General features: G+C 52.4%; 23 protein-coding genes and 1 other annotated feature. Of the genes, 3 read left to right on the forward strand and 20 right to left on the reverse strand.

The window, feature by feature from the left end; all coding sequences use genetic code 11:
* Positions 1–20 precede the first annotated feature (20 nt).
* Entirely contained in the window at positions 21–1142 is a 1122-nt protein-coding gene (locus ABE504_RS05500) for an N-acetyldiaminopimelate deacetylase (RefSeq protein ID WP_430085579.1), read from the forward strand.
* A 57-nt stretch (positions 1143–1199) separates the two neighbouring features.
* Here ABE504_RS05500 and ABE504_RS05505 read toward each other — a convergent pair whose 3' ends face one another.
* Complete coding sequence (locus tag ABE504_RS05505) at positions 1200–2114, reverse strand: DMT family transporter (protein ID WP_430085581.1); 915 nt, start codon at positions 2112–2114, stop codon at positions 1200–1202.
* 134 nt (positions 2115–2248) lie between these two features.
* On the opposite strand from ABE504_RS05505, the gene ABE504_RS05510 reads away from it, so the two are divergent.
* Positions 2249–3121 (forward strand): LysR family transcriptional regulator, encoded by an 873-nt coding sequence (locus ABE504_RS05510; RefSeq protein WP_430085584.1) that lies wholly within the window; start codon positions 2249–2251, stop codon positions 3119–3121.
* Here ABE504_RS05510 and ABE504_RS05515 read toward each other — a convergent pair.
* The 5 genes from ABE504_RS05515 to lspA all read right to left on the reverse strand — a co-directional run bounded on the left by ABE504_RS05515 (position 3105) and on the right by lspA (position 7594).
* Entirely contained in the window at positions 3105–4325 is a 1221-nt protein-coding gene (locus tag ABE504_RS05515) for an MFS transporter (RefSeq protein WP_430085587.1), read from the reverse strand. The genes ABE504_RS05510 and ABE504_RS05515 overlap by 17 nt on opposite strands.
* 26 nt (positions 4326–4351) lie before the next feature.
* A complete protein-coding gene (locus ABE504_RS05520; RefSeq protein ID WP_430085590.1) occupies positions 4352–4798 on the reverse strand; it encodes a MarR family winged helix-turn-helix transcriptional regulator in 447 nt (148 codons plus the stop codon).
* 150 nt (positions 4799–4948) lie between these two features.
* Positions 4949–6106 (reverse strand): aminotransferase A, encoded by a 1158-nt coding sequence (locus ABE504_RS05525; protein WP_430085592.1) that lies wholly within the window; start codon positions 6104–6106, stop codon positions 4949–4951.
* Positions 6107–6138: 32 nt separating this feature from the next.
* Complete coding sequence (locus ABE504_RS05530; RefSeq protein WP_430085594.1) at positions 6139–7089, reverse strand: RluA family pseudouridine synthase; 951 nt, start codon at positions 7087–7089, stop codon at positions 6139–6141.
* Positions 7064–7594 (reverse strand): signal peptidase II, encoded by a 531-nt coding sequence (gene lspA, locus ABE504_RS05535; RefSeq protein WP_430085597.1) that lies wholly within the window; start codon positions 7592–7594, stop codon positions 7064–7066. Before lspA ends, ABE504_RS05530 begins: the two co-directional genes overlap by 26 nt.
* 123 nt (positions 7595–7717) lie before the next feature.
* On the opposite strand from lspA, the gene ABE504_RS05540 reads away from it, so the two are divergent.
* Entirely contained in the window at positions 7718–8452 is a 735-nt protein-coding gene (locus ABE504_RS05540) for a TraR/DksA C4-type zinc finger protein (protein ID WP_430085600.1), read from the forward strand.
* Between the two features lie 61 nt (positions 8453–8513).
* On the opposite strand, the gene ileS is transcribed toward ABE504_RS05540, so the two are convergent.
* From ileS to ABE504_RS05610, 14 genes are all read right to left on the reverse strand, one after another.
* Complete coding sequence (gene ileS, locus ABE504_RS05545; protein ID WP_430085603.1) at positions 8514–11282, reverse strand: isoleucine--tRNA ligase; 2769 nt, start codon at positions 11280–11282, stop codon at positions 8514–8516.
* 70 nt (positions 11283–11352) lie between these two features.
* Positions 11353–11599, reverse strand: a binding site (T-box leader).
* 80 nt (positions 11600–11679) lie between these two features.
* The gene (locus tag ABE504_RS05550) at positions 11680–12162 is read right to left on the reverse strand and encodes a DivIVA domain-containing protein (RefSeq protein WP_126144368.1); all 483 of its coding nucleotides are present in this window, start codon (positions 12160–12162) and stop codon (positions 11680–11682) included.
* 158 nt (positions 12163–12320) lie between these two features.
* On the reverse strand, positions 12321–13106 hold the full coding sequence (locus ABE504_RS05555) for an RNA-binding protein (protein ID WP_430085606.1): 786 nt from the start codon (positions 13104–13106) through the stop codon (positions 12321–12323).
* Positions 13107–13346, reverse strand: a complete 240-nt coding sequence (locus tag ABE504_RS05560) for a YggT family protein (RefSeq protein ID WP_126144369.1) — start codon at positions 13344–13346, stop codon at positions 13107–13109. It lies immediately after the preceding gene.
* Positions 13347–13412: 66 nt separating this feature from the next.
* Positions 13413–13835: a cell division protein SepF gene (locus ABE504_RS05565; RefSeq protein ID WP_430080047.1), complete on the reverse strand. Its 423-nt coding sequence runs from the start codon at positions 13833–13835 to the stop codon at positions 13413–13415.
* Between the two features lie 12 nt (positions 13836–13847).
* Positions 13848–14537 carry a YggS family pyridoxal phosphate-dependent enzyme gene (locus tag ABE504_RS05570; RefSeq protein WP_430085609.1) on the reverse strand — a complete coding sequence of 230 codons (690 nt, stop codon included), beginning with the start codon at positions 14535–14537 and terminating at the stop codon, positions 13848–13850.
* 38 nt (positions 14538–14575) lie between these two features.
* Positions 14576–15442 (reverse strand): peptidoglycan editing factor PgeF, encoded by an 867-nt coding sequence (gene pgeF, locus ABE504_RS05575; protein ID WP_430085612.1) that lies wholly within the window; start codon positions 15440–15442, stop codon positions 14576–14578.
* A gap of 112 nt (positions 15443–15554) precedes the next feature.
* Positions 15555–15857, reverse strand: a complete 303-nt coding sequence (locus tag ABE504_RS05580; protein ID WP_126144363.1) for a YlmC/YmxH family sporulation protein — start codon at positions 15855–15857, stop codon at positions 15555–15557.
* Positions 15858–15996: 139 nt separating this feature from the next.
* The gene (gene sigG / locus ABE504_RS05585) at positions 15997–16779 is read right to left on the reverse strand and encodes an RNA polymerase sporulation sigma factor SigG (protein WP_126144362.1); all 783 of its coding nucleotides are present in this window, start codon (positions 16777–16779) and stop codon (positions 15997–15999) included.
* A 160-nt stretch (positions 16780–16939) separates the two neighbouring features.
* Complete coding sequence (sigE, locus tag ABE504_RS05590; protein ID WP_126144361.1) at positions 16940–17662, reverse strand: RNA polymerase sporulation sigma factor SigE; 723 nt, start codon at positions 17660–17662, stop codon at positions 16940–16942.
* A gap of 36 nt (positions 17663–17698) precedes the next feature.
* Positions 17699–18643 (reverse strand): sigma-E processing peptidase SpoIIGA, encoded by a 945-nt coding sequence (gene spoIIGA / locus ABE504_RS05595; RefSeq protein WP_430085617.1) that lies wholly within the window; start codon positions 18641–18643, stop codon positions 17699–17701.
* Positions 18644–18911: 268 nt separating this feature from the next.
* Positions 18912–20033: a cell division protein FtsZ gene (ftsZ, locus tag ABE504_RS05600; protein WP_430085620.1), complete on the reverse strand. Its 1122-nt coding sequence runs from the start codon at positions 20031–20033 to the stop codon at positions 18912–18914.
* A 30-nt stretch (positions 20034–20063) separates the two neighbouring features.
* Positions 20064–21311 carry a cell division protein FtsA gene (gene ftsA, locus ABE504_RS05605; RefSeq protein WP_430085623.1) on the reverse strand — a complete coding sequence of 416 codons (1248 nt, stop codon included), beginning with the start codon at positions 21309–21311 and terminating at the stop codon, positions 20064–20066.
* A 297-nt stretch (positions 21312–21608) separates the two neighbouring features.
* On the reverse strand, positions 21609–22436 hold the full coding sequence (locus ABE504_RS05610; protein WP_430085626.1) for a cell division protein FtsQ/DivIB: 828 nt from the start codon (positions 22434–22436) through the stop codon (positions 21609–21611).
* Positions 22437–22464 lie beyond the last annotated feature (28 nt).

The raw sequence follows: 22464 nt of genomic DNA on the forward strand, positions 1-22464 counted from the left end.
CCGTACCGGAGGATACTGATATGCTGAGCCCCTTTGTTGAACTGCGGCGCAAGCTGCATCAAATCCCGGAGCCCGGCTTTCAGGAATTCAAAACGCAGATGCTGCTGCTGGACGAACTCAGCAAGCTGCCTCAACACCGAATGTCGATACGCACTTGGCGTACCGGCATTCTTGTTTATATCCGCGGTTTGAATCCTGCAAAGCGTTTCGGCTATCGCGCCGATATGGACGGGCTGCCGATTCCCGAGGATACGGGACTGCCGTTCCCTTCCGAGCATCCCGGCTATATGCACGCCTGCGGGCACGACTTCCACATGTCGATCGGCATGGGTGTCGTCACGCACTTCGTGCATCATCCCATGAAAGATGATCTCGTTGTGTTGTTCCAGCCCGCGGAGGAAGGTCCTGGCGGTGCACTGCCGATGCTGGGCGCGGAAGAGTTCCAGGACTGGAAACCGGATCAAATGCTGGCGCTGCACATCGCGCCGGAATATCCGGTCGGCACGATTGCGACGCGGCCTGAAATTTTGTTCGCGAACACGTCCGAGCTGTTCATCGACCTGCACGGCACAGGCGGCCATGCGGCATATCCGCACCGCGCCAACGATATGATTATCGCAGCGGCGCAAATGGTCGGCCAGTTGCAGACGATCGTCTCGCGGAACGTGAATCCGCTGGACGCCGCCGTCGTTACGATCGGCAAGTTGGAGGCCGGCACGAAGCAGAACATCATCGCCGAGAACGCGCGGCTGGAAGGTACAATTCGCACCTTATCCGCCGATTCCATGCGGCAAGTAAAGCGCCGGATCGAAGCGATCACTGCGGGCATCGAGGCTTCCTTCGAATGCGAAGCGAAGATCGACTACGGTTCGAACTACATGCAGGTGTTTAATACGCCTGATGTGACCAGGGAGTTCATGGACTGGCTGAAAGGGCGGGACAATGTTACGCTTGTGGAGTGCACCGAGGCGATGACTGGGGAAGATTTCGGTTACTTCCTGGAGCAGATTCCGGGCTTCATGTTCTGGCTTGGCGTCGATACACCGCATGGCCTGCATCATGCGAAGCTGAATCCCGACGAGGATGCGATTGATTTGGCGATTACTACGATTACGGCGTATTTGGAGTACAAATCCGTCTAATCTCACCTGTGAACAAAAAGGAGCAAGATACCTACTCAGGTACCTTGCTCCTCTTTTTTATATAACGGCACCGTCTCGCACTCTCCCCGTCTGCTTCGATTTCACACGCTGCCCTCCGCCATTCACCATATAGATGCCAACGCCAATCAGCGCACCGCCGACGCCGACATACCAACGGATCTGCTCACCTAAGAGCAGCCAACTGGACAATACGCCGAAGAACGGAACCAAGAACAGAAAGGAACTCGTCTTAGCCGGATCGCCTTGCCCAAGCAAATAAAACCAAACGGAAAACTGCACAATCGAGCAGAGAATAACAAGAACTAACAGAATACCGATGGAGGAAGGCGTCAACACCATCGCCGGATGCTCAGTCCCAACGCTCAACAGCAGCAAAATCACTCCACCGAACAGCATTTGATAGGCAGCAAGGACAATGGCATCGATCTCCGCTCCCCATCTCTTAATCAGCAGGGTAGCCGCCGCGAAGCACAACGCCCCTGCAAGACCGAGCACGATGCCGCCCTGAAGCCGCAGTTGGAACCCGAGGGTGGAGATAACGCCGACGAATCCGACCACTACCCCCAGCCATTGACGCAAGCTGTATACCGCTCTCAACAGAAGTGCTCCCAGCACCACGACTAGCAATGGGCTCATAAACGTAATGATCGACGACTCGCTGGCCGTAATCCAGTGCATGCTGTAGTAGCAAAATCCCATAACCCCCGCGGTTTGGCATAAACCGATCACAGCCACCTGCAGCCATGACGTTCTCCCCTTCGGCCGTGGCCTCCGTGCGGCCAATATCGCCAGCAATCCACCTGCCAGCACGTAGCGAATCCCCATCAAGAAGAAAGGCGGCGCATACGCAAGTCCCATTTTGCCAATAGGGAATGCGATGCCCATCACAAACGTCGTTAAAATAAGCAGCACAGCAAATTTCCAAGGTGCCAATCTTGTCTGTCTCTCCATCCACACAACCTCCGATTCCAATCTGTTATTGGTTTACCGTTATTGTAGTAGAGGTTGCCTATTATGTATAATGATTGTATTTGATAAGATCCATCACAATATCTGATACCTAATAGAAGGGAGCAATCACAACCATGGAAAGCTCAGAGCTACGCATGTTTCAAATGGTGGCGCGAGAAGGCACCATCACGAAGGCCGCTCAGCAGTTAGGTTATGTGCAGTCGAATGTCACAGCGCGCATCCAATCGCTTGAATCCGAAATCGGCTCACCTTTGTTCAATCGCCATCCACGCGGCATGTCGCTGACATCCAGCGGCAAGCTGCTTCTGACCTATGCCGATAAAATTATCGGACTGCTGGATGAAGCCAAGCTGGCTCTCACCGATCGGAACAAACCATACGGCATGCTCGCCATCGGTTCGACGCAAACTTGTGCCGCGGTGCGCCTGCCTGCGCTGCTGACAAAATACTATCAGCAGTTTCCGGGCGTTCAGCTGTCTCTCACCACTGGACATACGGCCGATCTCATCGACCGCATGCTCCACTACGAGCTCGACGGCGCCTTTATCGGCGGCAGCTTCGAACATCCCGAGCTCACCTCAGTCATCGCTTTCCCCGAGGAGCTGGTCATCGTTTCCACGCCCGCTGTCACAGCCTTGGAAGAGGCCGTGAGCAAGCCGGTTCTCGTCTTTTCAACCGGTTGCTCGTACCGGGAAATTTTACAGGCATGGCTCGCCACACTCGGCCCTTCCCAGCCGCCCATGATGGAATTTGGCACTTTGGAGGCGATTCTGGGCGGTGTGGCTGCTGGCCTGGGTATTTCCTTGGTCCCGAAAACCGTCGCGAACAAATACGTCAAAGAGGGAACGATGCGCACGCACACCGTTCCCTCCCCTTATCGTTATATCAACACCGAATTCATCACGCGAAAAGACGCCTTTAACAGCAGCGCGCTGCGCGAACTGATTCGTCTGCTGCAGGAACCGTCCGCTATTGAGGCAGACTGATAACCGCAGATGACCGATTTCTTCCAAACAGAAGTCTCCCGATAAATAGAATCAAAAATAAGAGCATGAAGCCCGCGGAATATCTGTACATCGTTGCGTACCCTGTAACTGCCGCAATCGAGCCGAGCAAGAATGCCCCAATTGCGACGCCCAGATCCGTAGAATTATAAAAAAGGCTGTTCGCCATGCTATGCTGCGCTTTCGGCGTCATGCGAAGCATCCAGGCTTGAATCGTCGGCTGAATCGCCCCGAAACCGAGCCCGTAAAGCAGCGCAGACGCGATCAGGAGCGGCGTTGTTGTTGTGAACGACAGCAGCAGCATGCTGGCGACGACGCTCGCAGCCGCGGGAATAAGCACCGCTGCGGGGCCTCTGCGGTCAAACAGTTTCCCGGAAATCGGACGGATCAAGACAATCGTGATCGCGTTGAACAGGAAGAACAAACCGACCTGCTCCAGGTGGACCGCTTGCCCGAACAAAGCGATGAAGCTCAGCAGCCCGCTGTACGTAATCGACAGCAGGACATTGAGCAGCGCCGGGTAAAGCAGCCTGTTTTTACGGAAAGATGCTGCCTCCTCGGCGGCTGATGCCTTGGCGGCCTCGCCCGGCGCCACCGCCTGCGGTTTCGCCGGAATCGCGCGCGAAAGCAGCAGCAGCGGAAAGATCGCGAATGCCGTCACCGCGCCGGTGATCGTCAACGTCTGCCAGCCGGCATGCTTCATCAAGTTCAGCCCTATCATCGGGCCGATGGACATGGCCAACGAAGTTGAAAGGCCGAAATAGCCGATCCCCTCTCCAATGCGTGAAGCCGGAATAATTTGCGATACCAGCGTCGGGATGATCGTCGACGCCATCCCGAAGCCGATGCCATAGCCAATGCGCATCAGCAGCAAGGAGCCCAGCGAGCCTGCCCACATGTAGCTGAGCGTAATCAGCACGGCCACGCCCAAGCCGATGAACAGCAGCACATTGCGATGCACCTTCCGCATCAGCGCGGCCGTAGCAAACCGCGTGGCAATCGCAGACAGCGCAAATAAACTGGTGAGGAGACTGACCGCCACATCACCGGCAGCGAACGTTTCTTTCGCATACGCCGGAAAGGAAGACAGCAGTTCCTGCAAATTCAAAAACAATAAAAACGAAGCAATCGTCAAACAAACGAAGGATGTCGTCCATAAGCGGGACCTTTCTTCGGAGATGGTCATGATGTATCCTCCTTGGTTACGGCAGATTACCGTGGCATTATTTCATTCACATGGTGATTGATCCGATGAAGCAGCTTCATCAACTGGGCGTATTCCTCGTCACTCATGCAGCCCTTTATCTCCTGAATGACGTTCTGTTCAATTGGCAGCGTCTCCGCAATCAACGCCTTCCCCTTCTCCGTCATAAAAACCAGAAACGAGCGGCGATCGTTATCTCCCGTTTTTTTCAGCACATAGCCCTTATTTTCCAAATGGTCCAAAATGCGTGTAATCGTCGGACGGTCCTTGCCCGAACGCTCGGCAATTTCTTTTTGCATCAGGCCGTCCTCGCGGTCGACTTGATACAGCACAGACCATTGCTCCGGCGTAATCTCGTGTTCTTTCAACCGGAACAGCAAATAATTGGACAGCTTCCGATACGTTACCCCCATTTGAAACCCGATTGAAAGATCTAGTGCATTGTCATCAGCCATGAAACAGCGGCCTCCCCTATCAAATTAGTTGTCACGACAACTATATGAATAATATGTTCTAATCTTACCTGAAAAGCAAGCGAGATTCAACCTTGTTCCTGCAAAATGAAAAAGAACCGCGGCTTTTTCACAGCCTACGGTCCCTTTCCCTTATAGCTTCTGAACGAATCGTGCTAAGCGCTCCAAAGCAGTTTCCAATACTTCCTGCGCGTACGCATAGGAAATACGAATGTAGCCCTCGCCGTAGGCGGTAAATGCATCGCCCGGCACGACCGCGACATGCTCCTCCTGGAGCAGCCGCATGGCGAATTCCTGCGAGCTCAGGCCGAACTTGGCGATCGACGGGAACAAATAAAACGCGCCATCCGGCTTATCCAGCTCAAAGCCCATCGCAATTAGCCGGTCATACACATAGTCGCGGCGCTGCACATAAGCCTCGCGCATTGGCAGCGCATCGTCGATGCCGACGGTCAACGCCTCTAATGCGGCGTACTGGCTGATCGAGCTCGCGCAGGTCACGTTATACTGGTGCACCTTCACCATATGGGCCGTCAAATATGCCGGCGCCATCGTGAAGCCGATCCGCCAGCCTGTCATCGCATGAGACTTGGACAAGCCGTTAATCACGATTGTTTTCTCACGCAGATTGCCAATCGTCGCGATCGAGCGATGCTGCACGCTGTAAACCAACTCGCTGTAAATCTCGTCGGATAAAATAAACAGCTCCCGATCGGCGAGCAACGCCGCCAAATCCGCCAGCTCCTGTTCGCTGAGCACTTGCCCCGTCGGGTTGGACGGATAACACAAGATGACGCAGCGCGTCTTGTCTGTAAGATGCGGCTCAAGCAGTTCCGCCGTAAGCTTAAGGCCGTTCGGTCTCGTGTCCACATAGACCGGAACCGCACCGGCGAGCCGGATCAGCGGCTCATAGCCGGGGTAAATCGGGGCGGGCAGGATGACCTCCGCCCCCGGTGTCAAAATCGTCCGCAGCGTAATATCAACCGCTTCACTGGCGCCTGCGGTGACGATGATTTCATCCGCCGCGCGGTACTGCTGTCCATATTTGACGTTCACAAAATGAGAGACCGCCTCACGCAATTCCGGCAAGCCGGGATTTGGCGTATACACGGTTTTATTTTGATCCAGCGCCCGCTGTCCCGCTTCGATAATGTGGCGCGGCGTCGGAAAATCCGGCTGGCCAATGGTCAACGTCAAAGCACCCGGAATGGTGCTGACAAGGTTGGAAATTTTGCGAATACCGGAAATTTGAATATCCTTCACTTCCGGATTAATGAGATGCTCAAGCACGGATCCGTTCTCCCTTCATGCAGAATGCTCGTCTACTTCGTGCGAATCGTTTGAATCAATTGCTCCATATCTGCCGGAATCGGCGCTTCGAATTGCAGCCATTCCGCTGTGCGCGGATGCTTGAAGCCGAGGACCGCCGCGTGAAGCGCTTGACCGTCCATTAGCATGCCCTTACTTTTGCCGTACATCGGGTCGCCGACCAGCGGATGGCCGATAAATTTCATGTGAACGCGGATCTGATGCGTCCGTCCGGTTTCCAGCTTAAGCTCAACCAGCGTATAATCGCCGAAACGCTCCAGCACGACAAAATGCGTGACCGCGTGCTTGCTGTTCTTGTCGGTGACCGTATACATTTTGCGGTCATGCGAATCTCGGCCGATTGGCGCGTCAATGGTGCCGTTGTCGTGCTGCAGATTGCCATGTACCAGGGCGATGTATTTGCGATTTACCGTATGTGCTTTGAGCTGCTCAGCGAGGCTGGCGTGCGCTTTATCGTTTTTAGCCGCCATAATGAGGCCTGACGTGTCCTTGTCGATGCGGTGTACGATGCCTGGGCGCAGCTCGCCGTTGATGCCGGAAAGATCCTTGCAGTGATGCATCAGCGCATTCACCAGCGTGCCCGAATAATGCCCTGGCGCCGGATGGACGACAAGGCCGCGCTGCTTGTTAATCACGATCACATCGCTGTCCTCGTAGACGACTTCAATGGGAATCGGCTCAGCCACAAGCTCCACGCCCTGCGGTTCCGGCACGATCAGGCCAATGACATCTCCCAGGCTCAGCTTATAATTGGCTTTGACTACTTTGCCGTTCACTTTGGCGTGACCGTCTTTCACCCACATCTGAACGAGCGTCCGCGAGACATCCTCTTCCACAGCTTCAGTAATGAATTTATCGATGCGTTCACCGGCAAATTCGGCTTCCACCGTCCATTCGAGGAGTTCGAATGCCGCTTCATCAGGTGAGGTCTGGTTTGTGTTCATTGGTAGCTCCTTTTTTCTCTTTGCGTGCCGCCAGGATCGAATCGATGAAAATCAGGATGACCCCGACGACAATCGCGGAATCTGCGATGTTGAAAATCGGGTACACATAGTAGATCGCTTTGCCGAACAGTGTAAAATCAAACGTAAACTGCAAGAAGTCAACAACCTCACCGAACAAGGCCCGGTTGACAAAGTTCCCGATCGCGCCGCCAAGCAGCAGGCTGAGCGCAAAAGAAAGCAGCGCTTTACCTTCGCGAATCGTCCGCGACATGTACCAGATAATGCCGGCTACAATCAGAATCGTAATGACGATGAAGAACCAACGCTGATTCTGCAAAATGCCAAAAGCCGCGCCTCTGTTCCGATGCGAGGTAATCATGAAGAAATCCCCGATTACTGGACGTTCTTCGCCAATCGGAATCTCTTTCACGATGATCCACTTGGAAATTTGGTCCAGAGCTAAAACAATCACTGCATAAAGTGCGTACAAATAAGCTTTTTTCATAGACATCCTCCTGCAATTTCGAGCTTGACGTTCCTTTTTTACAAGGAATTACCTCACTAAAACAAGCGTTCACACGGCATGCTATTCAGTATGGATCAGCTGTTAGAAGGGAGCTGTGGACTGATGAGCCATTTATCCGATGAACAAATCCATTCGCTGTATGTGCAATTATTGGAGGAAAAAGTAAGTTTAGAAAAACATTTTGCCCGAAACGATCATTACGGCCTCGGCAACGCTCTCGCCGATACAACCGGGGACTTGTCGGCCTACGACAATCATCCAGGAGATACCGGGACAGAGTTGTATGAACGCGAAAAAGATATTTCACTGAATGAGCACGCCGAGCAGCAGCTTGAACAAATCAATGAGGCACTCGCAGCCATAGATCGCGGCGATTACGGGGCTTGTGTCTATTGCGGAGCCCAAATCCCGTTTGAACGGCTGCAGACGATTCCTACGGCTTTAACCTGCATCCAGCACGTGCCTGATCCCGAACAGTCGTTCCGTCGGCCTGTCGAAGAGCAGGTGCTCTATCCGCCATTTGGTCGAACCAGCTTTGATGAGCGAAACGATGAAACCGAATTTGACGGCGAAGACGCCTGGCAAATCGTTGAACGCTGGGGCAACTCGGATTCTCCAGCCATGGCGGAATCCAACCAGGTGGAAAACTATGACGACATGTATATCGAATCCGACGAGCTTGAAGGCTATGTCGAACCGTTCGAAAGCTTCGTCGCCACCGACTTGTACGGCGAGCATGTTACCATTGTTCGCAGCCGCGCGTACCGAGATTATATGGACAACGGCGAAGGAGATCCGTTCCTTGAAAAGGAACCTGTCGCCGATCTGGATGATTAGCCGCTATCCGAAAAACAGGACAAACGAGCTTCGCTATCTGCGAAAGCTCGTTTGTTTCTTTTTACGCGTGATAGTGAGTCGTCACGACATCGTTGCATCGTACGCAAAGCGTCGGATGGTCTTTACTTTGCCCGACTTCCGGCGTCACGATCCAGCAGCGTTCGCATTTCTCGCCGTCCGCTACCTTAACAGCTACCGCGACGTCCTTCGCCTCATGCGCGCCTTCCGGAGCCGCTGTTCCAGCCGGGTGCACGACAACACCGGACACGATGAACAATTGATCCAATTGGTCAAAGCCGGCTAGGAACGCCGCCATGCTTTCGTTTGGATACAGATGCACCGCCGCGCCAAGCGAATTGCCGATCACTTTTTGGGTGCGTGCTTCTTCCAGCGCTTTCAGCACTTCATCCCGAACTTCCAGGAAGGAGTTCCATTTGCTTTCGAGTTTCTCGTCATAGGCGCCCGCGTCAACTTCAGGAAGCTCGGCCATTTGCACAGAGCTAAGCTCTACACCCGGAATGTACTGCCATACCTCGTCCGCCGTATGCGGCAGAATCGGGGAAATCAGCTTCGTGATCGCGTTCAGCGCGGCGTACAGCACCGTTTGCGAAGCTTTGCGGGCCGGATCGTTCGCTGCGTTTGCGTACAGACGGTCTTTGATAATGTCCAGGTAGAACGAACTCATTTCTACTGCGCAGAAATGGTGGATCGTTTGGTACACCACGTGGAAATCGTACGTGTCGTACGCTTTGACAACCTTCTCAATCATGCGATTGAGGCGGATCATCGCGTAACGGTCAAGCTCGGACAGTTTCTCCACTTCTACGCGGTCTGCCGCAGGGTCGAACGACGTGAGATTACCCAGCAAGAAACGGAGTGTGTTCCGGATTTTCCGGTATACTTCCGACGTTTGATTCAAGATGTTATCCGAAATCCGGTGATCGGCCTGATAGTCGACGGAGGATACCCATAACCGCAAAATATCCGCGCCCAGCTTGCCGCACACGACATTCGGATCGATGGTGTTGCCGATCGATTTGGACATTTTACGGCCTTCGCCGTCAAGAGTAAAGCCGTGGCTCAGGATGCCTTTGTAAGGCGCTTGTTCACGGGTCGCTACGCCTGTGATCAGCGAGGAGTTGAACCAGCCGCGGTATTGGTCGGAGCCTTCCAGGTACAGGTCGGCCGGCCATTGCAGCTCAGGGCGTGTTTCCAGCACTGCCACATGGGAGGAGCCGGAATCGAACCATACGTCCATGATGTCCGTTTCCTTGCGGAACTCGTGGTGTCCGCATTTCGCGCAGGTTGTGCCCGATGGCAGCAAATCTTTCTCGTCTTTGATGAACCAAGCGTTGGAGCCTTCTTGCTCGAACAACTGCGCAACATGCTCGATCGTCGTCTCGTTGACGAGCGGCTCGTTACAGCTGCGGCAATAGAAAATCGGAATCGGCACGCCCCACGCGCGCTGACGGGAAATACACCAGTCTCCGCGGTCCGCGATCATATTATGCAGGCGAACTTCGCCCCACTCCGGCGTCCATTTCACTTTTTTGATTTCTTCCAGCATTTCTTGTCTGAACTTATCAATCGAAGCGAACCATTGCTCCGTCGCTCGGTAGATCACCGGCTTTTTCGTCCGCCAGTCATGCGCGTATTGGTGCTGGATTTCGCCGGATTTGAGCAGCAAGCCGGTTTCTTTCAGCTGCTCGACAATCAGCTTGCCGCCTTTTTCATAGAAGAGGCCTTCATAGCCAGGTGCTTCACTTGTAAAATGACCTTGATCGTCCACAGGACACAGGACACCCAGGTTATAGCGTTGGCCGATCGCGAAGTCATCTTCCCCGTGACCGGGCGCCGTGTGAACGCAGCCTGTCCCTGCTTCAAGCGTGACATGCTCGCCGACCATCACAAGCGACTCGCGGTCATAGAATGGATGCTGGCACGTCACGAACTCCAGCTCGCTGCCTTTCACCGTCGAGAGCACTTCGTACTGACTCCAGCCGATTTCTTTCGCCGCAGCGGCGAGCAGCCCTTGCGCCAGCACATATTTCTTGCCTTCAACTTGTACGACGGCATACTCAAAGTCTGGGTGGACAGAGATGCCAAGGTTCGCTGGCAGCGTCCAAGGCGTCGTCGTCCAGATGACGATCGCCGCATCTTGCGGCAGCTTGCCTTTGCCGTCTTTGACAGGGAAAGCCACGTAGATCGAAGTGGACGTTTTCTCTTTGTACTCAATTTCCGCTTCGGCGAGTGCACTTTCGGAGGATGGAGACCAGTAGACCGGCTTCAAGCCTTTATAGATATAACCGCGCTGTACCATCGTGCCGAACACGCGGATTTGCTGCGCTTCGTATTCCGGCTGCAAGGTGATGTACGGGTTCTTGAAGTCCCCGCGAATGCCTAAGCGCTGAAATTGGCTTTTTTGTTTTTCCACGGATTGCAGCGCATATTCGGCGCAGTACTGCCGGAACTCCGGCACGGTCATTTTTTTGCGGTCGACTTTGCCGCTGTTCGTGATCACTTGCTCGATCGGCAAGCCGTGCGTATCCCAACCTGGGACGTAAGGCGCGTCGTAGCCTTGTAGCGTTTTGAAACGAACGATAATATCTTTCAATACCTTGTTCAGCGCATGCCCGATATGAATGTCGCCATTCGCATACGGAGGCCCGTCATGCAGGATGAACTTCTCGCGGCCTTTGCGGCTCTCTTGCACTTTCGCGTAGATGTCTTCCGCTTCCCAGCGCGCTTGCATCTTCGGTTCGGCTTGCGGCAGATTCCCTCTCATCGGGAAATCGGTTTGCAGCAGGTTTAATGTTTTACCATAATCCATACGATTTCACTCCACTTCCACGTCTTCAATAATTGATTTTCGCTGAAAACAAAAAAAGCCTCCCATCCCCATAAGGGACGAGAAACTCTAGCTCGCGGTACCACCCTCGTTAAAAAGCACTAATCCGCCATGCCGAAACAAGCGAATGATAGCTTTCTCACTCGATCATGGGTAACGGCATGACCCGTTTCTCTCTACTAGACTTCAAGAGACGCTCCTGGGGGATATTCGGTACGATGCAGTGATTAGGCTCACACCACAACCCTAATTCGCTGACACTGCGATGACGACCTACTCGTCCCAGTCATAGCTTTGTTGTTTTGAAACTTGAACTTAACAGGAGTATACCGAATTCACACGGCATAGTCAATAAGCGAGGCGCCCGAAGGCTGCCTGCTTACTCCGATACCTTCTCCTGATCAAACTGCATACTCTGCCAACCTTCGTTGTTCAGCAGTTCCAACTGCGCTTCAAGCAGCGTCCGGAAACGCGTGCGGTAAATCGACGCTTGCTTCTTGAGTTCTTCGATCTCCAGCGCGACCTTGCGGGAACGCGTCAAAGACTCGTTAATGATCCGGTCCGCGTTCTTCTCGGCTTCCTTAAGAATCAGTTGCGCCTCTTTCTTCGCGTTATTGCGCACTTCATCGGCCGCTTCTTGCGCGACGATGATTGTTTTGCTCAGCGAATCCTCGATGTTCATGAAGTGGTCCAGGCGCTCTTGCAGCGCGATAGTTTGATTCTGATAATCTTTATTCTCGCGAATCAGCGCTTCATAATCTTTAATGACTTGGTCCAGAAATTCATTGACCTGATCCTCATCATAGCCGCGAAAAGAACGTGTAAACTCCTTATTATGTATGTCTAACGGTGTTAATGGCATCAGTGCCCCTCCTTAGCGTTTTGCGCAGCAAAACTGACTTCGTAAGCTTACCGCCGCTCTGTTCGAAGCGAGCAGCGTAAATAAGCCCCTGTCGATACCGTTAAATTCGACAGAAACTCGGCAATTCCTGCATCGTTCGTGGATAAATGTTCCACAAATTATGCGTACTTGCCGATTTTCACGCGAATTCTCCCTTTTTTTGTTACGCCTTCCACTTCCAGCACTTTAAATCTGCCAAAACCCTGCATTGAAATAAGATCGCCTTCCTTGAGCGGCTTGCTCGGATCTTCCTCGACCTTCCAGTTCACTCGGCAGCGGCCTGCTTGGATAGGAATCAACACCTTCGCCCGGCTCAGCCGGAACACGTCACTGACAATGCCGTCCATCCGCATGGAAGCCACCGACAGCGTGATTTCGTCGAGTTGAACGTTCGCCTGCACCAGCTTCTCCACCGGCAGCAGCTCAGTCTGCACATGCACCCGGTGCACTTGCGACAAGTTCAGATGCAAATAATCCGCGGCATCCCGGGTTATGAGGCAGTGACAACCGCCTTCAATAACATGAATATCGCCAATCTTGTCCCGCTTCATGCCGAGTCCAAGAATGGCGCCCATGTAATCTCCATGTTCTAATGTCAGGAACTTCCCATCGCCGGAAGACACGGCCAGTACCGCCATCTCCATGTCTTCATCCTCCAGCACCCGGTAGTCAGGGGCAATCAGCGCCCGCCGTCGTTCCGCCTGCGGGTAGCCGCCATCCATCCGACAGTGTACGTCAGGATGGCGATTGACCAGCGAACTCAAAATAAAAGCTTGTCTCGGATCAAGAAAATCCGTTAATTTCACCGCATGGTTGCTAGCGGCCCGCTCGACCCAATCCCACGCTTTATCGACAAAATGATGCTCGTCGGAATGAAAATGCCCGTATAGTTCTTTCTGCAGCATTTAGAACAGATCCGCGATAAACCCGATAACCGCCGCAATGCCCATCACGACAAAGCGCAGCGCAATCAAGGCGACAATCGGCGAGAGATCGATGAAGCCGATGCTTGGAATGATTTTACGGAAAGGCGCTAAATACGGTTCAACCAGCTTCGCAAGCAGTCCTCCGACAAAACTGTCGCGCGCGTTCGGAAACCAGGAGAGAATCAAATACCCGATAATCATGAAATAATAAATTTCCATCAAGTAGTATAAAGAGCTATAAACAGTGTCCACGTCAGTCTTTCACCTCGGTTGTAGGGTATGCGTCTATTCCTCGCCGACCATCTCGGATATGTGTCCGTGAATGTCTACGGTGTCCGGCGTGCACAGAAAGATGTTCGGTCCCAGCTTGGAGATAGACCCATTCAATGCATAGACCGTTCCGCTTAAAAAATCCACGATGCGAAGCGCAATGTCGCCACGAACGCGCTGTAAATTGACGACCACAGATCGGCGCGAACGCAAGTGATCCGCAATATCTTGCGTTTCCTCATACGTACGCGGCTCGCTGAGCACAACGCGCGCATTCTTCTGAGAGTGGATGCTCACAACATTCGCTTTATTTTTATTACGTAATTCATAAGGATTGGTTTCAGGTTCTTCCGGTGTTTCTACGATCCTCTCGCGCTCGACAACTTCTTCTTCCTCTTGAAGCCCCAGGAAATTCATAAACTTATTGTATACGCCCATCGTTGGTACCTCCTAATTCAATTCTTTGCCTACCAAAATCGTGCCGAGACGCACCCAAGTCGCGCCCTCCTCAATGGCCACTTCGAAGTCGCCGGACATGCCCATCGATAGATCCATTACCTCGTAAGGGAATATATGCCTTTCATTCAGTTCGTCGCGAAGCTCCCGCAGCCCGCGAAAGACCGGTCTCGTCTCTTCGGCTTCGAGCTCATATGGCGCCATGGTCATAAGCCCGGTAATATGTAAATTCGGCAGCAGGCTGACCTCAGTTGCAAATTCGAACAACTGGGCAGGCGACACCCCATACTTGGTCTCTTCTCCGGATACGTTCACCTGGATAAAGCAATTGACCTTGATCCCGCGCTGGGCGGCCTGCTTGTCCAATTCCTTGGCAAGCGACATCCTGTCGAGGGAATGGATATAGGCGAACTTGCCGATAACATCCTTCACTTTATTCGTCTGCAAATGGCCAAGAAAATGCCATGTGCCGCGCTCATGGAGCGCCTCCCACTTCGACTTCACATCCTGCCAGCGGTTCTCGCCGATATGGACAAGCCCAAGGTCCAGCACTTCTCGTGTCGTGTCCAACGACACGTATTTCGTGACGGCAATCACATGGATGGATTCCGGGCTTCGGCCCGTCTGCCGGCATACGTCGGCAATACGCGTTTTTACATGTTCAATTCTGTCAGTCAAACTCATTTCTGCCAAACACCTCAATTCACATCAAAGCCACACACTTAGGCGTGCATGCCGATCCAGGCGATCATGCGTCCCGTGGAACCACCTTCTTTTCGATGGGAGAAGAAGAGGTCTGTGCGGCAACTCGTACATAACTGAGTTACTTCGATATGAGACGACAAAATTCCTGCTTGTTCCATGAATTTCTGATTCAGAGCTTGCAGGCTCAGCATGTATTTGCCGTTCGGCTTCGAGGTAATAATGGTTTGCACAGCTTCCTCGGAAGCTTGCATCGATGCCAGCGCTTCATACACGCGGCTCGCCACTGTGTCATCGACTTCGTAGCAGCACTGGCCGATGGAAGGACCGATCGCCGCTCTAATGTTCGCCGGCCGGCTACCAAAAGTATGTGTCATTAAGGAAATCGTAGACATGGCAATATTTAGGACCGTACCCTTCCAACCCGCATGCGCAAGGCCGACGGCCTGATGCTCCGGATCGTAGAAGAAGAGCGGTACACAATCGGCATACTGCGTGCAGAGAAAGATCCCCTTCTCGTTCGTGACGAAACCGTCTCGATCCTGAATCGCCGTCTCTCTGGCGTCCCGGCCGGCTCCCTTCAGTGCTGAGCCGACAACCGCCACATCTGCACTATGCACCTGCTCCGCATAGGTAAACGCCTCGAAAGGCTGCTCCAGCGCCTCGGCAATGCGGCGTCGGTTGCTGACCACGTCGGCAGCTTCATCGCGCACGTGCAGCCCGCAATTCAGCGTGCCGAACGGCGTCTCACTGACGCCGCCCCACCGCGAGGTGAACCCCGCCGACAAGCCCGGAAACGCCGCCTCCCAGCCCGCCAAATGCAAAAGGTATGGCCGATCCTCCGTCCGTGCCGATGCCGGCTCTACAAATGGCTCTGCGTTGTTCATTCCTTTTCCCCCTCCGACTTTCTACTCCTTCTACTGTACCACAAAATAAAAAGACACACGATGGCAAGCAGGCCGCCCTCTTCTCCGCAGCCGCTGCTTCGCGTGTCCAGCCTTAATTCCGGTACTGCCGATTGAACTCGTAGACGCCGCCTTCGTTGTCATCCGTTTGCCGATACGGGCGGGCATCCTCCAACTTCACCAACACCACATCCGCGCCGATTTTGACGATATGCTTCCAAGGAATGATCACATCCGTGCCTGTGCCGAACAAGCCGAAAAACCGCGACTGATTCGGAACGACGATCGATTCGATCCTTCCCTGGCGCAGGTCAAGCTCCAAATCGCTGATTTGCCCCAGCTTTTTGCCGTCGACGATGTTAATGACATCTTTGGTCTGGAAATCAGAAATTTTCATCAGGAAGCTCACCACGAATCTCTAAGGGATTTTGAACAGATTTGTATTAGTATATGTGCCCCATGGGTAAAATGTCCTGAAGCGTAAAAAAAGACTGTCACAGCTTGTCTATCTTAGCCGTTTCAGTCTTTGGGACAAGTCAAGTTTTGACGTGTTTCTGCATTTGCGAAATCGCCGATTTCTCGAGCCGGGACACCTGCGCCTGGGAAATGCCGATTTCGTCGGCCACTTCCATCTGCGTCTTGCCTTCAAAAAAACGCATCGATAAAATCATTTTCTCCCTGGCGTTCAGCCTGTGCATGGCTTCCCGCAGCGCGATGCCTTCAATCCAGGACATGTCCTTATTGCGCTCATCGCTGATCTGATCCATGACATAAATCGGGTCGCCGCCGTCGTGGTAAATCGGTTCGAATAAGGAAACCGGGTCCTGAATCGCATCGAGGGCGAAGACGACGTCTTCCTTGGGCACGTTCAGCGCTTCCGAGATCTCGTAGATGGAAGGCTCACGTGAATTTTGATTCGTCAAGCTGTCTCTGACTTGCAGCGCTTTGTAAGCAATATCTCTCAAGGAACGAGACACGCGAATCGGGTTGTTGTCACGTAAGTAGCGGCGTATCTCACCTATAATCATCGGTACGGCATAGGTTGAGAATTTTACGTTTTGACTCAAATCAAAGTTATCAATTGCTTTCATCAGTCCGATGCAGCCAACCTGGAAGAGATCGTCCACATACTCTCCGCGATTGTTGAAGCGCTGGATGACACTTAGTACCAACCTTAGGTTGCCGTTGACCAATTTCTCTCTTGCGGTTCTTTCCTGCTTGGTTTGCAAATCAGTGAATAACTCACGCATTTCTGCATTGGTCAGAACAGGCAGTTTGGCGGTATCAACTCCACATATCTCAACTTTATTTCGGGTCACCGTGATTACCTCCCAAGGAGAAACATTACTGTTAATTATCCCCGTGAGCGGTCGATTTATTCCTGTCCGAAGCCCGGCTTCCCCACTTGACAAACGGTGAGCGACTCGCTCTCTCCCGTGTCCGTAGCACAAATTGACGATCGGTTCGATAAAAAAATTTTCACACCATCTTGTTGAATTCTTTTCGCAGTCTTTTGATAATCCGCTTCTCGAGGCGGGAGATGTAGGATTGGGAAATGCCGAGGAGATCGGCGACATCCTTTTGCGTCTTCTCTTCGCCGTCCTGGAGTCCGAAACGAAGCTCCATAATGATGCGTTCCCGCTCCGACAGCTTATCCAAGGCCTTATGTAAAAGCTTGCGGTCTACCTGCTCTTCAATGTTGCGGTAGATCGTATCATTCTCGGTGCCGAGCACATCCGATAACAGCAGCTCATTGCCGTCCCAATCGATGTTCAGCGGTTCGTCAAAGGACACTTCTGTACGAATCTTGCTGTTCCGGCGCAAGTACATCAAAATCTCGTTCTCGATACAACGCGAGGCGTATGTGGCGAGCTTGATTTTCTTCTCCGGATCGAACGTATTGACCGCTTTGATCAGCCCAATCGCGCCGATGGAAACCAAATCCTCAATATTGATGCCTGTATTCTCAAACTTTCTTGCTATATAGACAACCAGTCGCAAGTTCCGCTCAATCAGCATCGCTCTGATCGCCGCGTCGCCCGACGGTAATTTTTCCAATAAGTATTCTTCCTCTTCCCGCGTCAGCGGCGGGGGCAGTGCTTCACTGCCCCCAATGTAGTAGATTTCTTCGCCTTTCAGGCCGAGCCACATCAATACCTTATAGTACGCTAGTTGAAAACGCATTTTCCATTTTAAGATCATGTTGGTTTCCTCCTAAAGCCTTCGCTAAGTTTTCCGTTACCCCGCCGAAATCAGGGCTGGATGAATAATGGCTTGATACGTGCCGTCACTGCACAGCTTGCCGCCGTCGAGCCCGATAAGGACCTTGGTTGCCTCCATTTGCGTCTGATTATGCGTGATCACCACCTTATCCGGTTTAATCGCGAGCATAAACTGGGTGTTCCGGTTCACACCTCGATAAGGGACAAGCCGCAAGCGGTCCTGCCAGGCAAAATCGTCGCCGCCCAGCCCGTTAATGATCTGATCCACATCGGCCGAGCGGATGCGTTGCAGCCAGCTCCCCGGCAGCACCTCTCCCCACTCCGCCACCTCCATCACCATGACAGGCGTGCGCGTAAGCGGGTCGTACAGCTGATTGCCCGTGTCAATCAGCCCTTTGCAGGTCGCGATAAACTCACCGACATGTATCGTCACCTCCGCTAAATAGGAAGCGACGACCTCCCGCTGTTTGGCGCTTTGAAACACTGTTCTGAACCACCAGATGAGCGGAGCAAGCAGAAGCAGCACGAACACAATGCTCCCTAATTGAACTTGGAAGACGGCCGCTCCCGACTGCGTAAACACCATGGCTCGCATAACATCCGAGGACGACGCCATAACGTAATGAATCCCGAACATGCCTCCGGCCACGACAAAGTTGACCACGAGAAACGTACCGACGTTGCGCAATAAATTTTGAAGAGATCCGTAGCCAAAAGCAGTCATAATCATACCGATGCACCACATACATTTCACAGAAAATGTAAATAGCAGTGGAGGCATCGGCAAAAACATCATCACCACATAACAGGCGCCAAGCGCAGCAGACAGCGCGATTCTCCACCAGCTAAACGCGATTTTTCGCGTCTTGGCCGTAACCAACAGCAGGGCCGCATCAATGAGAAAATTCAGCAGGAAAATGAGATCCGCATAGACGACCACACATTCCTCACCTCCGAACATCCTGCTCAATTTCCATTTTAGTGTGAGTTTAAAAAGGTCGAGTTTTCAAAAGACGACTTTTTAAACTACCTTTTTTCTGACGAAACTTTATGGTTCTAAATCAGTATAGGCCATTCAAATTTCAAAGTCTGTCTAAACGTGCTAGATGGGCGATACTTTTTTTGTCAATTAACGCGGACTCGCCCCGCCCCATAAATCCCCTATAAAACAAAAAAACCGAGGCCTCTACATGACGTAGGGCTTCGGTCTCTGGTTCGAGAAACTGTAATTATTTGTCGGTATTCCGCCCGCGATTGCGGAGGAACGTCGGAATATCCAATTGGTCGTTCGACGGTTGCGCGCCAAACGGCTTCAAGTTGTTCATCCGGTTGTCTTGGACAGGCGTTTCCTGCTGTCCCTGACTCGGACGTCTTTGAGGCTGCTGTTGCGGCATTGCTTTATGCTCAAAACCGGTTGCGATGACCGTTACGAGAATTTCGTCTTTCAGCTTCTCGTCGATGACCGCTCCGAAAATCATGTTGACTTCAATATCGGAGGCAGAAGCCACAATATCCGCCGCTTCATTGACTTCGTACAAGCTCAGGTTCACACCGCCGGTAATGTTCATCAGAACACCGCGTGCGCCTTCGATCGAGGTTTCGAGCAGCGGGCTGGAGATCGCTTTCTTGGCCGCTTCTGCCGCACGGTTCTCTCCTGTTGCCACGCCAATCCCCATGAGGGCGGATCCACGTTCTGTCATGATTGTCTTCACGTCGGCGAAGTCAAGGTTGATGAGACCTGGCACTGCGATCAAGTCGGAGATGCCCTGTACGCCTTGACGGAGCACGTTGTCCGCTTCGCGGAACGCTTCCAGCATCGGCGTCTTCTTATCGACGATTTCAAGCAAACGGTCGTTCGGAATAATGATCAGCGTATCCACTTTCTCTTTGAGTGCCGCAATGCCTTGTTCCGCTTGCAGGGAACGTTTGCGACCTTCAAAGGTGAACGGACGTGTGACTACGCCAACCGTCAGAGCGCCAACTTCTTTGGCGATTTCTGCGATAACCGGCGCAGCACCTGTTCCCGTGCCGCCGCCCATGCCGGCTGTAACGAACACCATATCGGCGCCGCGAAGCGAGTTCAGAATAGCCTCCCTTGACTCTTCTGCCGCTTTCTTCCCAACTTCCGGGTTCGCACCCGCGCCAAGCCCGCGCGTCAGCTTATCGCCGATTTGCAGCTTTTGCTCAGCTTTTGCGAGGTGCAGCGCCTGTGCATCCGTATTGACGGTGATAAATTCAACACCCTTTACCCCGTTCTCGATCATACGGTTGACTGCGTTGCTGCCGCCGCCACCTACACCGATGACTTTAATTTGCGCTAATTGATCCAAGTCGATATCAAATTCAAACATACTCAGTCATATCCCCCTAACTTTGATTCTCTAAATGAATTCACTGAAGAAATTTTTAAACCGTTCAACCCAGCCGGGCTTGTGATTTTCGGAGGATTTTTTTACTGCTGCTTTGGTAACTGCTTTCTTGGTAAAGCCGGGACCGCGGTTTTTCATAGATTTGGAGACGGAAGTAATGATACCAACGCCGCTCGTATAAGAAGGATCGCGAACACCGATAAAATCCGGAACAGCGATGCGCACCGAGGTTCCCAGTACAGCTTGTCCCACGGCCAACATGCCCGGCAAACAAACCGTTCCGCCTGTCAGTACGTAACCGCCAACCAAATGGCTGTAGCCAAGCCGGGTCACTTCCCCACGAATCAGCTGGAAAATCTCTTCCACGCGAGGCTCGATTATATTCGCAAGATCAACCTGCGAAAACTCTTTCTCGACGTTGCTGCCCATTCGCATTACTTTAAACACTTGATCGGCTGCCGAATCCTCAACAGAAGCACAGCCGTATTTCAGTTTAATTTTCTCCGCGATCTCAAGCTGCGTATGCAGACCGATGGAAATGTCGTTGGTGATATATTCCCCGCCGATCTGAATCGTGGACGTCGCCACAAGATTTCCTTGGTCAAATACAGCAATCGTGGTCGCGCCAGCGCCGATATCCACAAGAATCGTTCCAACGGACTTCTCATCTTTGGACAGGGCCAGTTGCCCCGCTGCATGCGACATGAGAATGAGGCCGGCTACTTTCAGCTCGGCTTTCTCAACGACGCGGGTCAAATTATGTATGCCCGTTTTCGCGCCGGTTATGATGGTCGCTTCCACTTCGAGGCGAACGCCGATCATGCCGCGCGGGTCGTTGATGCCTTCCTGGCCGTCAACGAGGTATTGCTTAGGTACAACTCCAATTATTTCACGTTCGGGAGGCAAGGCGATAACTCTGGCCGCTTGAATGACACGATCAATATCCTCTTCGCCGATTTCGCGGTCCTCGTTCGAGACGGCGACAACGCCATGGCTCGACTGCAGAGCGATATGATTGCCTGAAATTCCAACATAAACTTCGGAAATTTGTATGCCGACCATTCGTTCAGCATGATCCACCGCACTGCGGATCGAATGCACAGTCTGATCAATGTCAACGATAGCGCCTTTACGAATTCCTTCAGACTCGGCAGATCCCACTCCTATTATATTAATGGTTCCGTTAGCAACTTCCCCAATAATAGCTCGAACTTTGGATGTACCGATGTCTAAACTAACAATGATGTCATTGTTGCTCAAGCCCCTGGCACCTCCTGTATCCTTGGTATTAATGCAAAACCTACATCAAGACTTTTATACGTATTCCACACAACCGCCATTATCCCTCTTTTTTCTACATTATTTTTGCATTTTTGTGAGTTAGCGACAAAGCCGTAGACTTTCACGATGATGGCTAGTAATTACGAAAAAAAGCTAGAAGGAAATAGTAGATTCCTATTTAACCATAAAACTTATTTTAACATTTATTTCAGAGATTGAGTAGTCTATTCCTCGTTTTTTTGAGGAAAAACCCGTAACCGTGAGCCCTCCCGGACTTTATGGCTTCGGGGTACTCTTCGGTGTGCTCTTCGGTGTAGCTTTGGAGGTCGATTTCACATCGCTTTTGGTGTCGTCTGGCGCCGTTTCATACGGCGTATGGTACTCAGCTTCTAACAGCGTAATGACGCCGTTGGTGATATGCTGCTCCTGCAAAGAGGCGATATAGCCCGGCAAACTGTCAATCTTATCAGGCAAATATGCGATCGTCGTGATGACTTCGTATTGCGACCGGGTGTAGAGTTTGATTTTATCCGGGTAGGATTCGCTGGGCTCGGGTTTGATTTCGGATACGTCCGAAAGCGCGCTCTGCGGAATTTCGCCAAGCGCTTTGCAAAGCGCAGCCTTGTTCGGATTGCTGTCTTCCCAACCCGTCAAAATCGGCATGTCGAGCGGAATACTCGTCCCCGGTGGCAGCGTCGTAACGGCTCCGTCGGCAAGCACAGCCTGCTTCTTCCCATCGGCCGTCAGTTGAAACGCGACCTTGGGAAATTCCTGCACCGTGATCTTCAGCAGGCCGGGGAAGTGCTTGTCCACATCCGCATGCTGAATCATGGGCAGCTTGGCGATCCGTGCGGCAATGGCCGAGGAGCTGACCGCAAAAAAGCGATCTCCTACCGCAACCTGACTGGCTTGTTCAATCACATCCGGCGTAATAAGCTCATTGCCTTCAATCTCAATCTGGCTGATGCGGCTTAGCGAAGACTGAAAGAACAGCACCACGAGAACCGTGATGAAAAATAAAATTAAAAAGATCAGCATTTTCCGATTCGAGCGCGCGCGCGGCTTAGGCACGGGCAAAGCGGGAACTTTGCGGTCTTCAGACAAAATGGGCACCACCTATGACATTATGTAA

The organism is Paenibacillus oryzisoli (genome assembly GCF_050467285.1).
In the GTDB taxonomy this organism is placed as follows: domain Bacteria; phylum Bacillota; class Bacilli; order Paenibacillales; family NBRC-103111; genus Paenibacillus_E; species Paenibacillus_E oryzisoli_A.

Excerpts from the sequence above, each read along its gene's own strand:
- ABE504_RS05510 (WP_430085584.1), top strand. The coding sequence starts at position 2,249 with ATGGAAAGCTCAGAGCTACGCATGTTTCAAATGGTGGCGCGAGAAGGC.
- pgeF (WP_430085612.1), bottom strand. The coding sequence starts at position 15,442 with ATGAACAACGCAGAGCCATTTGTAGAGCCGGCATCGGCACGGACGGAG.
- ABE504_RS05540 (WP_430085600.1), top strand. The coding sequence starts at position 7,718 with ATGAGCCATTTATCCGATGAACAAATCCATTCGCTGTATGTGCAATTA.
- ABE504_RS05505 (WP_430085581.1), bottom strand. The coding sequence starts at position 2,114 with ATGGAGAGACAGACAAGATTGGCACCTTGGAAATTTGCTGTGCTGCTT.
- ABE504_RS05560 (WP_126144369.1), bottom strand. The coding sequence starts at position 13,346 with ATGGAAATTTATTATTTCATGATTATCGGGTATTTGATTCTCTCCTGG.
- lspA (WP_430085597.1), bottom strand. The coding sequence starts at position 7,594 with ATGAAAAAAGCTTATTTGTACGCACTTTATGCAGTGATTGTTTTAGCT.
- ileS (WP_430085603.1), bottom strand. The coding sequence starts at position 11,282 with ATGGATTATGGTAAAACATTAAACCTGCTGCAAACCGATTTCCCGATG.
- ABE504_RS05515 (WP_430085587.1), bottom strand. The coding sequence starts at position 4,325 with ATGACCATCTCCGAAGAAAGGTCCCGCTTATGGACGACATCCTTCGTT.
- ftsZ (WP_430085620.1), bottom strand. The coding sequence starts at position 20,033 with ATGTTTGAATTTGATATCGACTTGGATCAATTAGCGCAAATTAAAGTC.
- ABE504_RS05520 (WP_430085590.1), bottom strand. The coding sequence starts at position 4,798 with ATGGCTGATGACAATGCACTAGATCTTTCAATCGGGTTTCAAATGGGG.
- sigE (WP_126144361.1), bottom strand. The coding sequence starts at position 17,662 with ATGATCTTAAAATGGAAAATGCGTTTTCAACTAGCGTACTATAAGGTA.
- spoIIGA (WP_430085617.1), bottom strand. The coding sequence starts at position 18,643 with ATGTTCGGAGGTGAGGAATGTGTGGTCGTCTATGCGGATCTCATTTTC.
- ABE504_RS05555 (WP_430085606.1), bottom strand. The coding sequence starts at position 13,106 with ATGCTGCAGAAAGAACTATACGGGCATTTTCATTCCGACGAGCATCAT.
- ABE504_RS05530 (WP_430085594.1), bottom strand. The coding sequence starts at position 7,089 with ATGAACACAAACCAGACCTCACCTGATGAAGCGGCATTCGAACTCCTC.
- ABE504_RS05565 (WP_430080047.1), bottom strand. The coding sequence starts at position 13,835 with ATGGGCGTATACAATAAGTTTATGAATTTCCTGGGGCTTCAAGAGGAA.
- ABE504_RS05500 (WP_430085579.1), top strand. The coding sequence starts at position 21 with ATGCTGAGCCCCTTTGTTGAACTGCGGCGCAAGCTGCATCAAATCCCG.
- ABE504_RS05570 (WP_430085609.1), bottom strand. The coding sequence starts at position 14,537 with ATGAGTTTGACTGACAGAATTGAACATGTAAAAACGCGTATTGCCGAC.
- ABE504_RS05580 (WP_126144363.1), bottom strand. The coding sequence starts at position 15,857 with ATGAAAATTTCTGATTTCCAGACCAAAGATGTCATTAACATCGTCGAC.
- ABE504_RS05550 (WP_126144368.1), bottom strand. The coding sequence starts at position 12,162 with ATGCCATTAACACCGTTAGACATACATAATAAGGAGTTTACACGTTCT.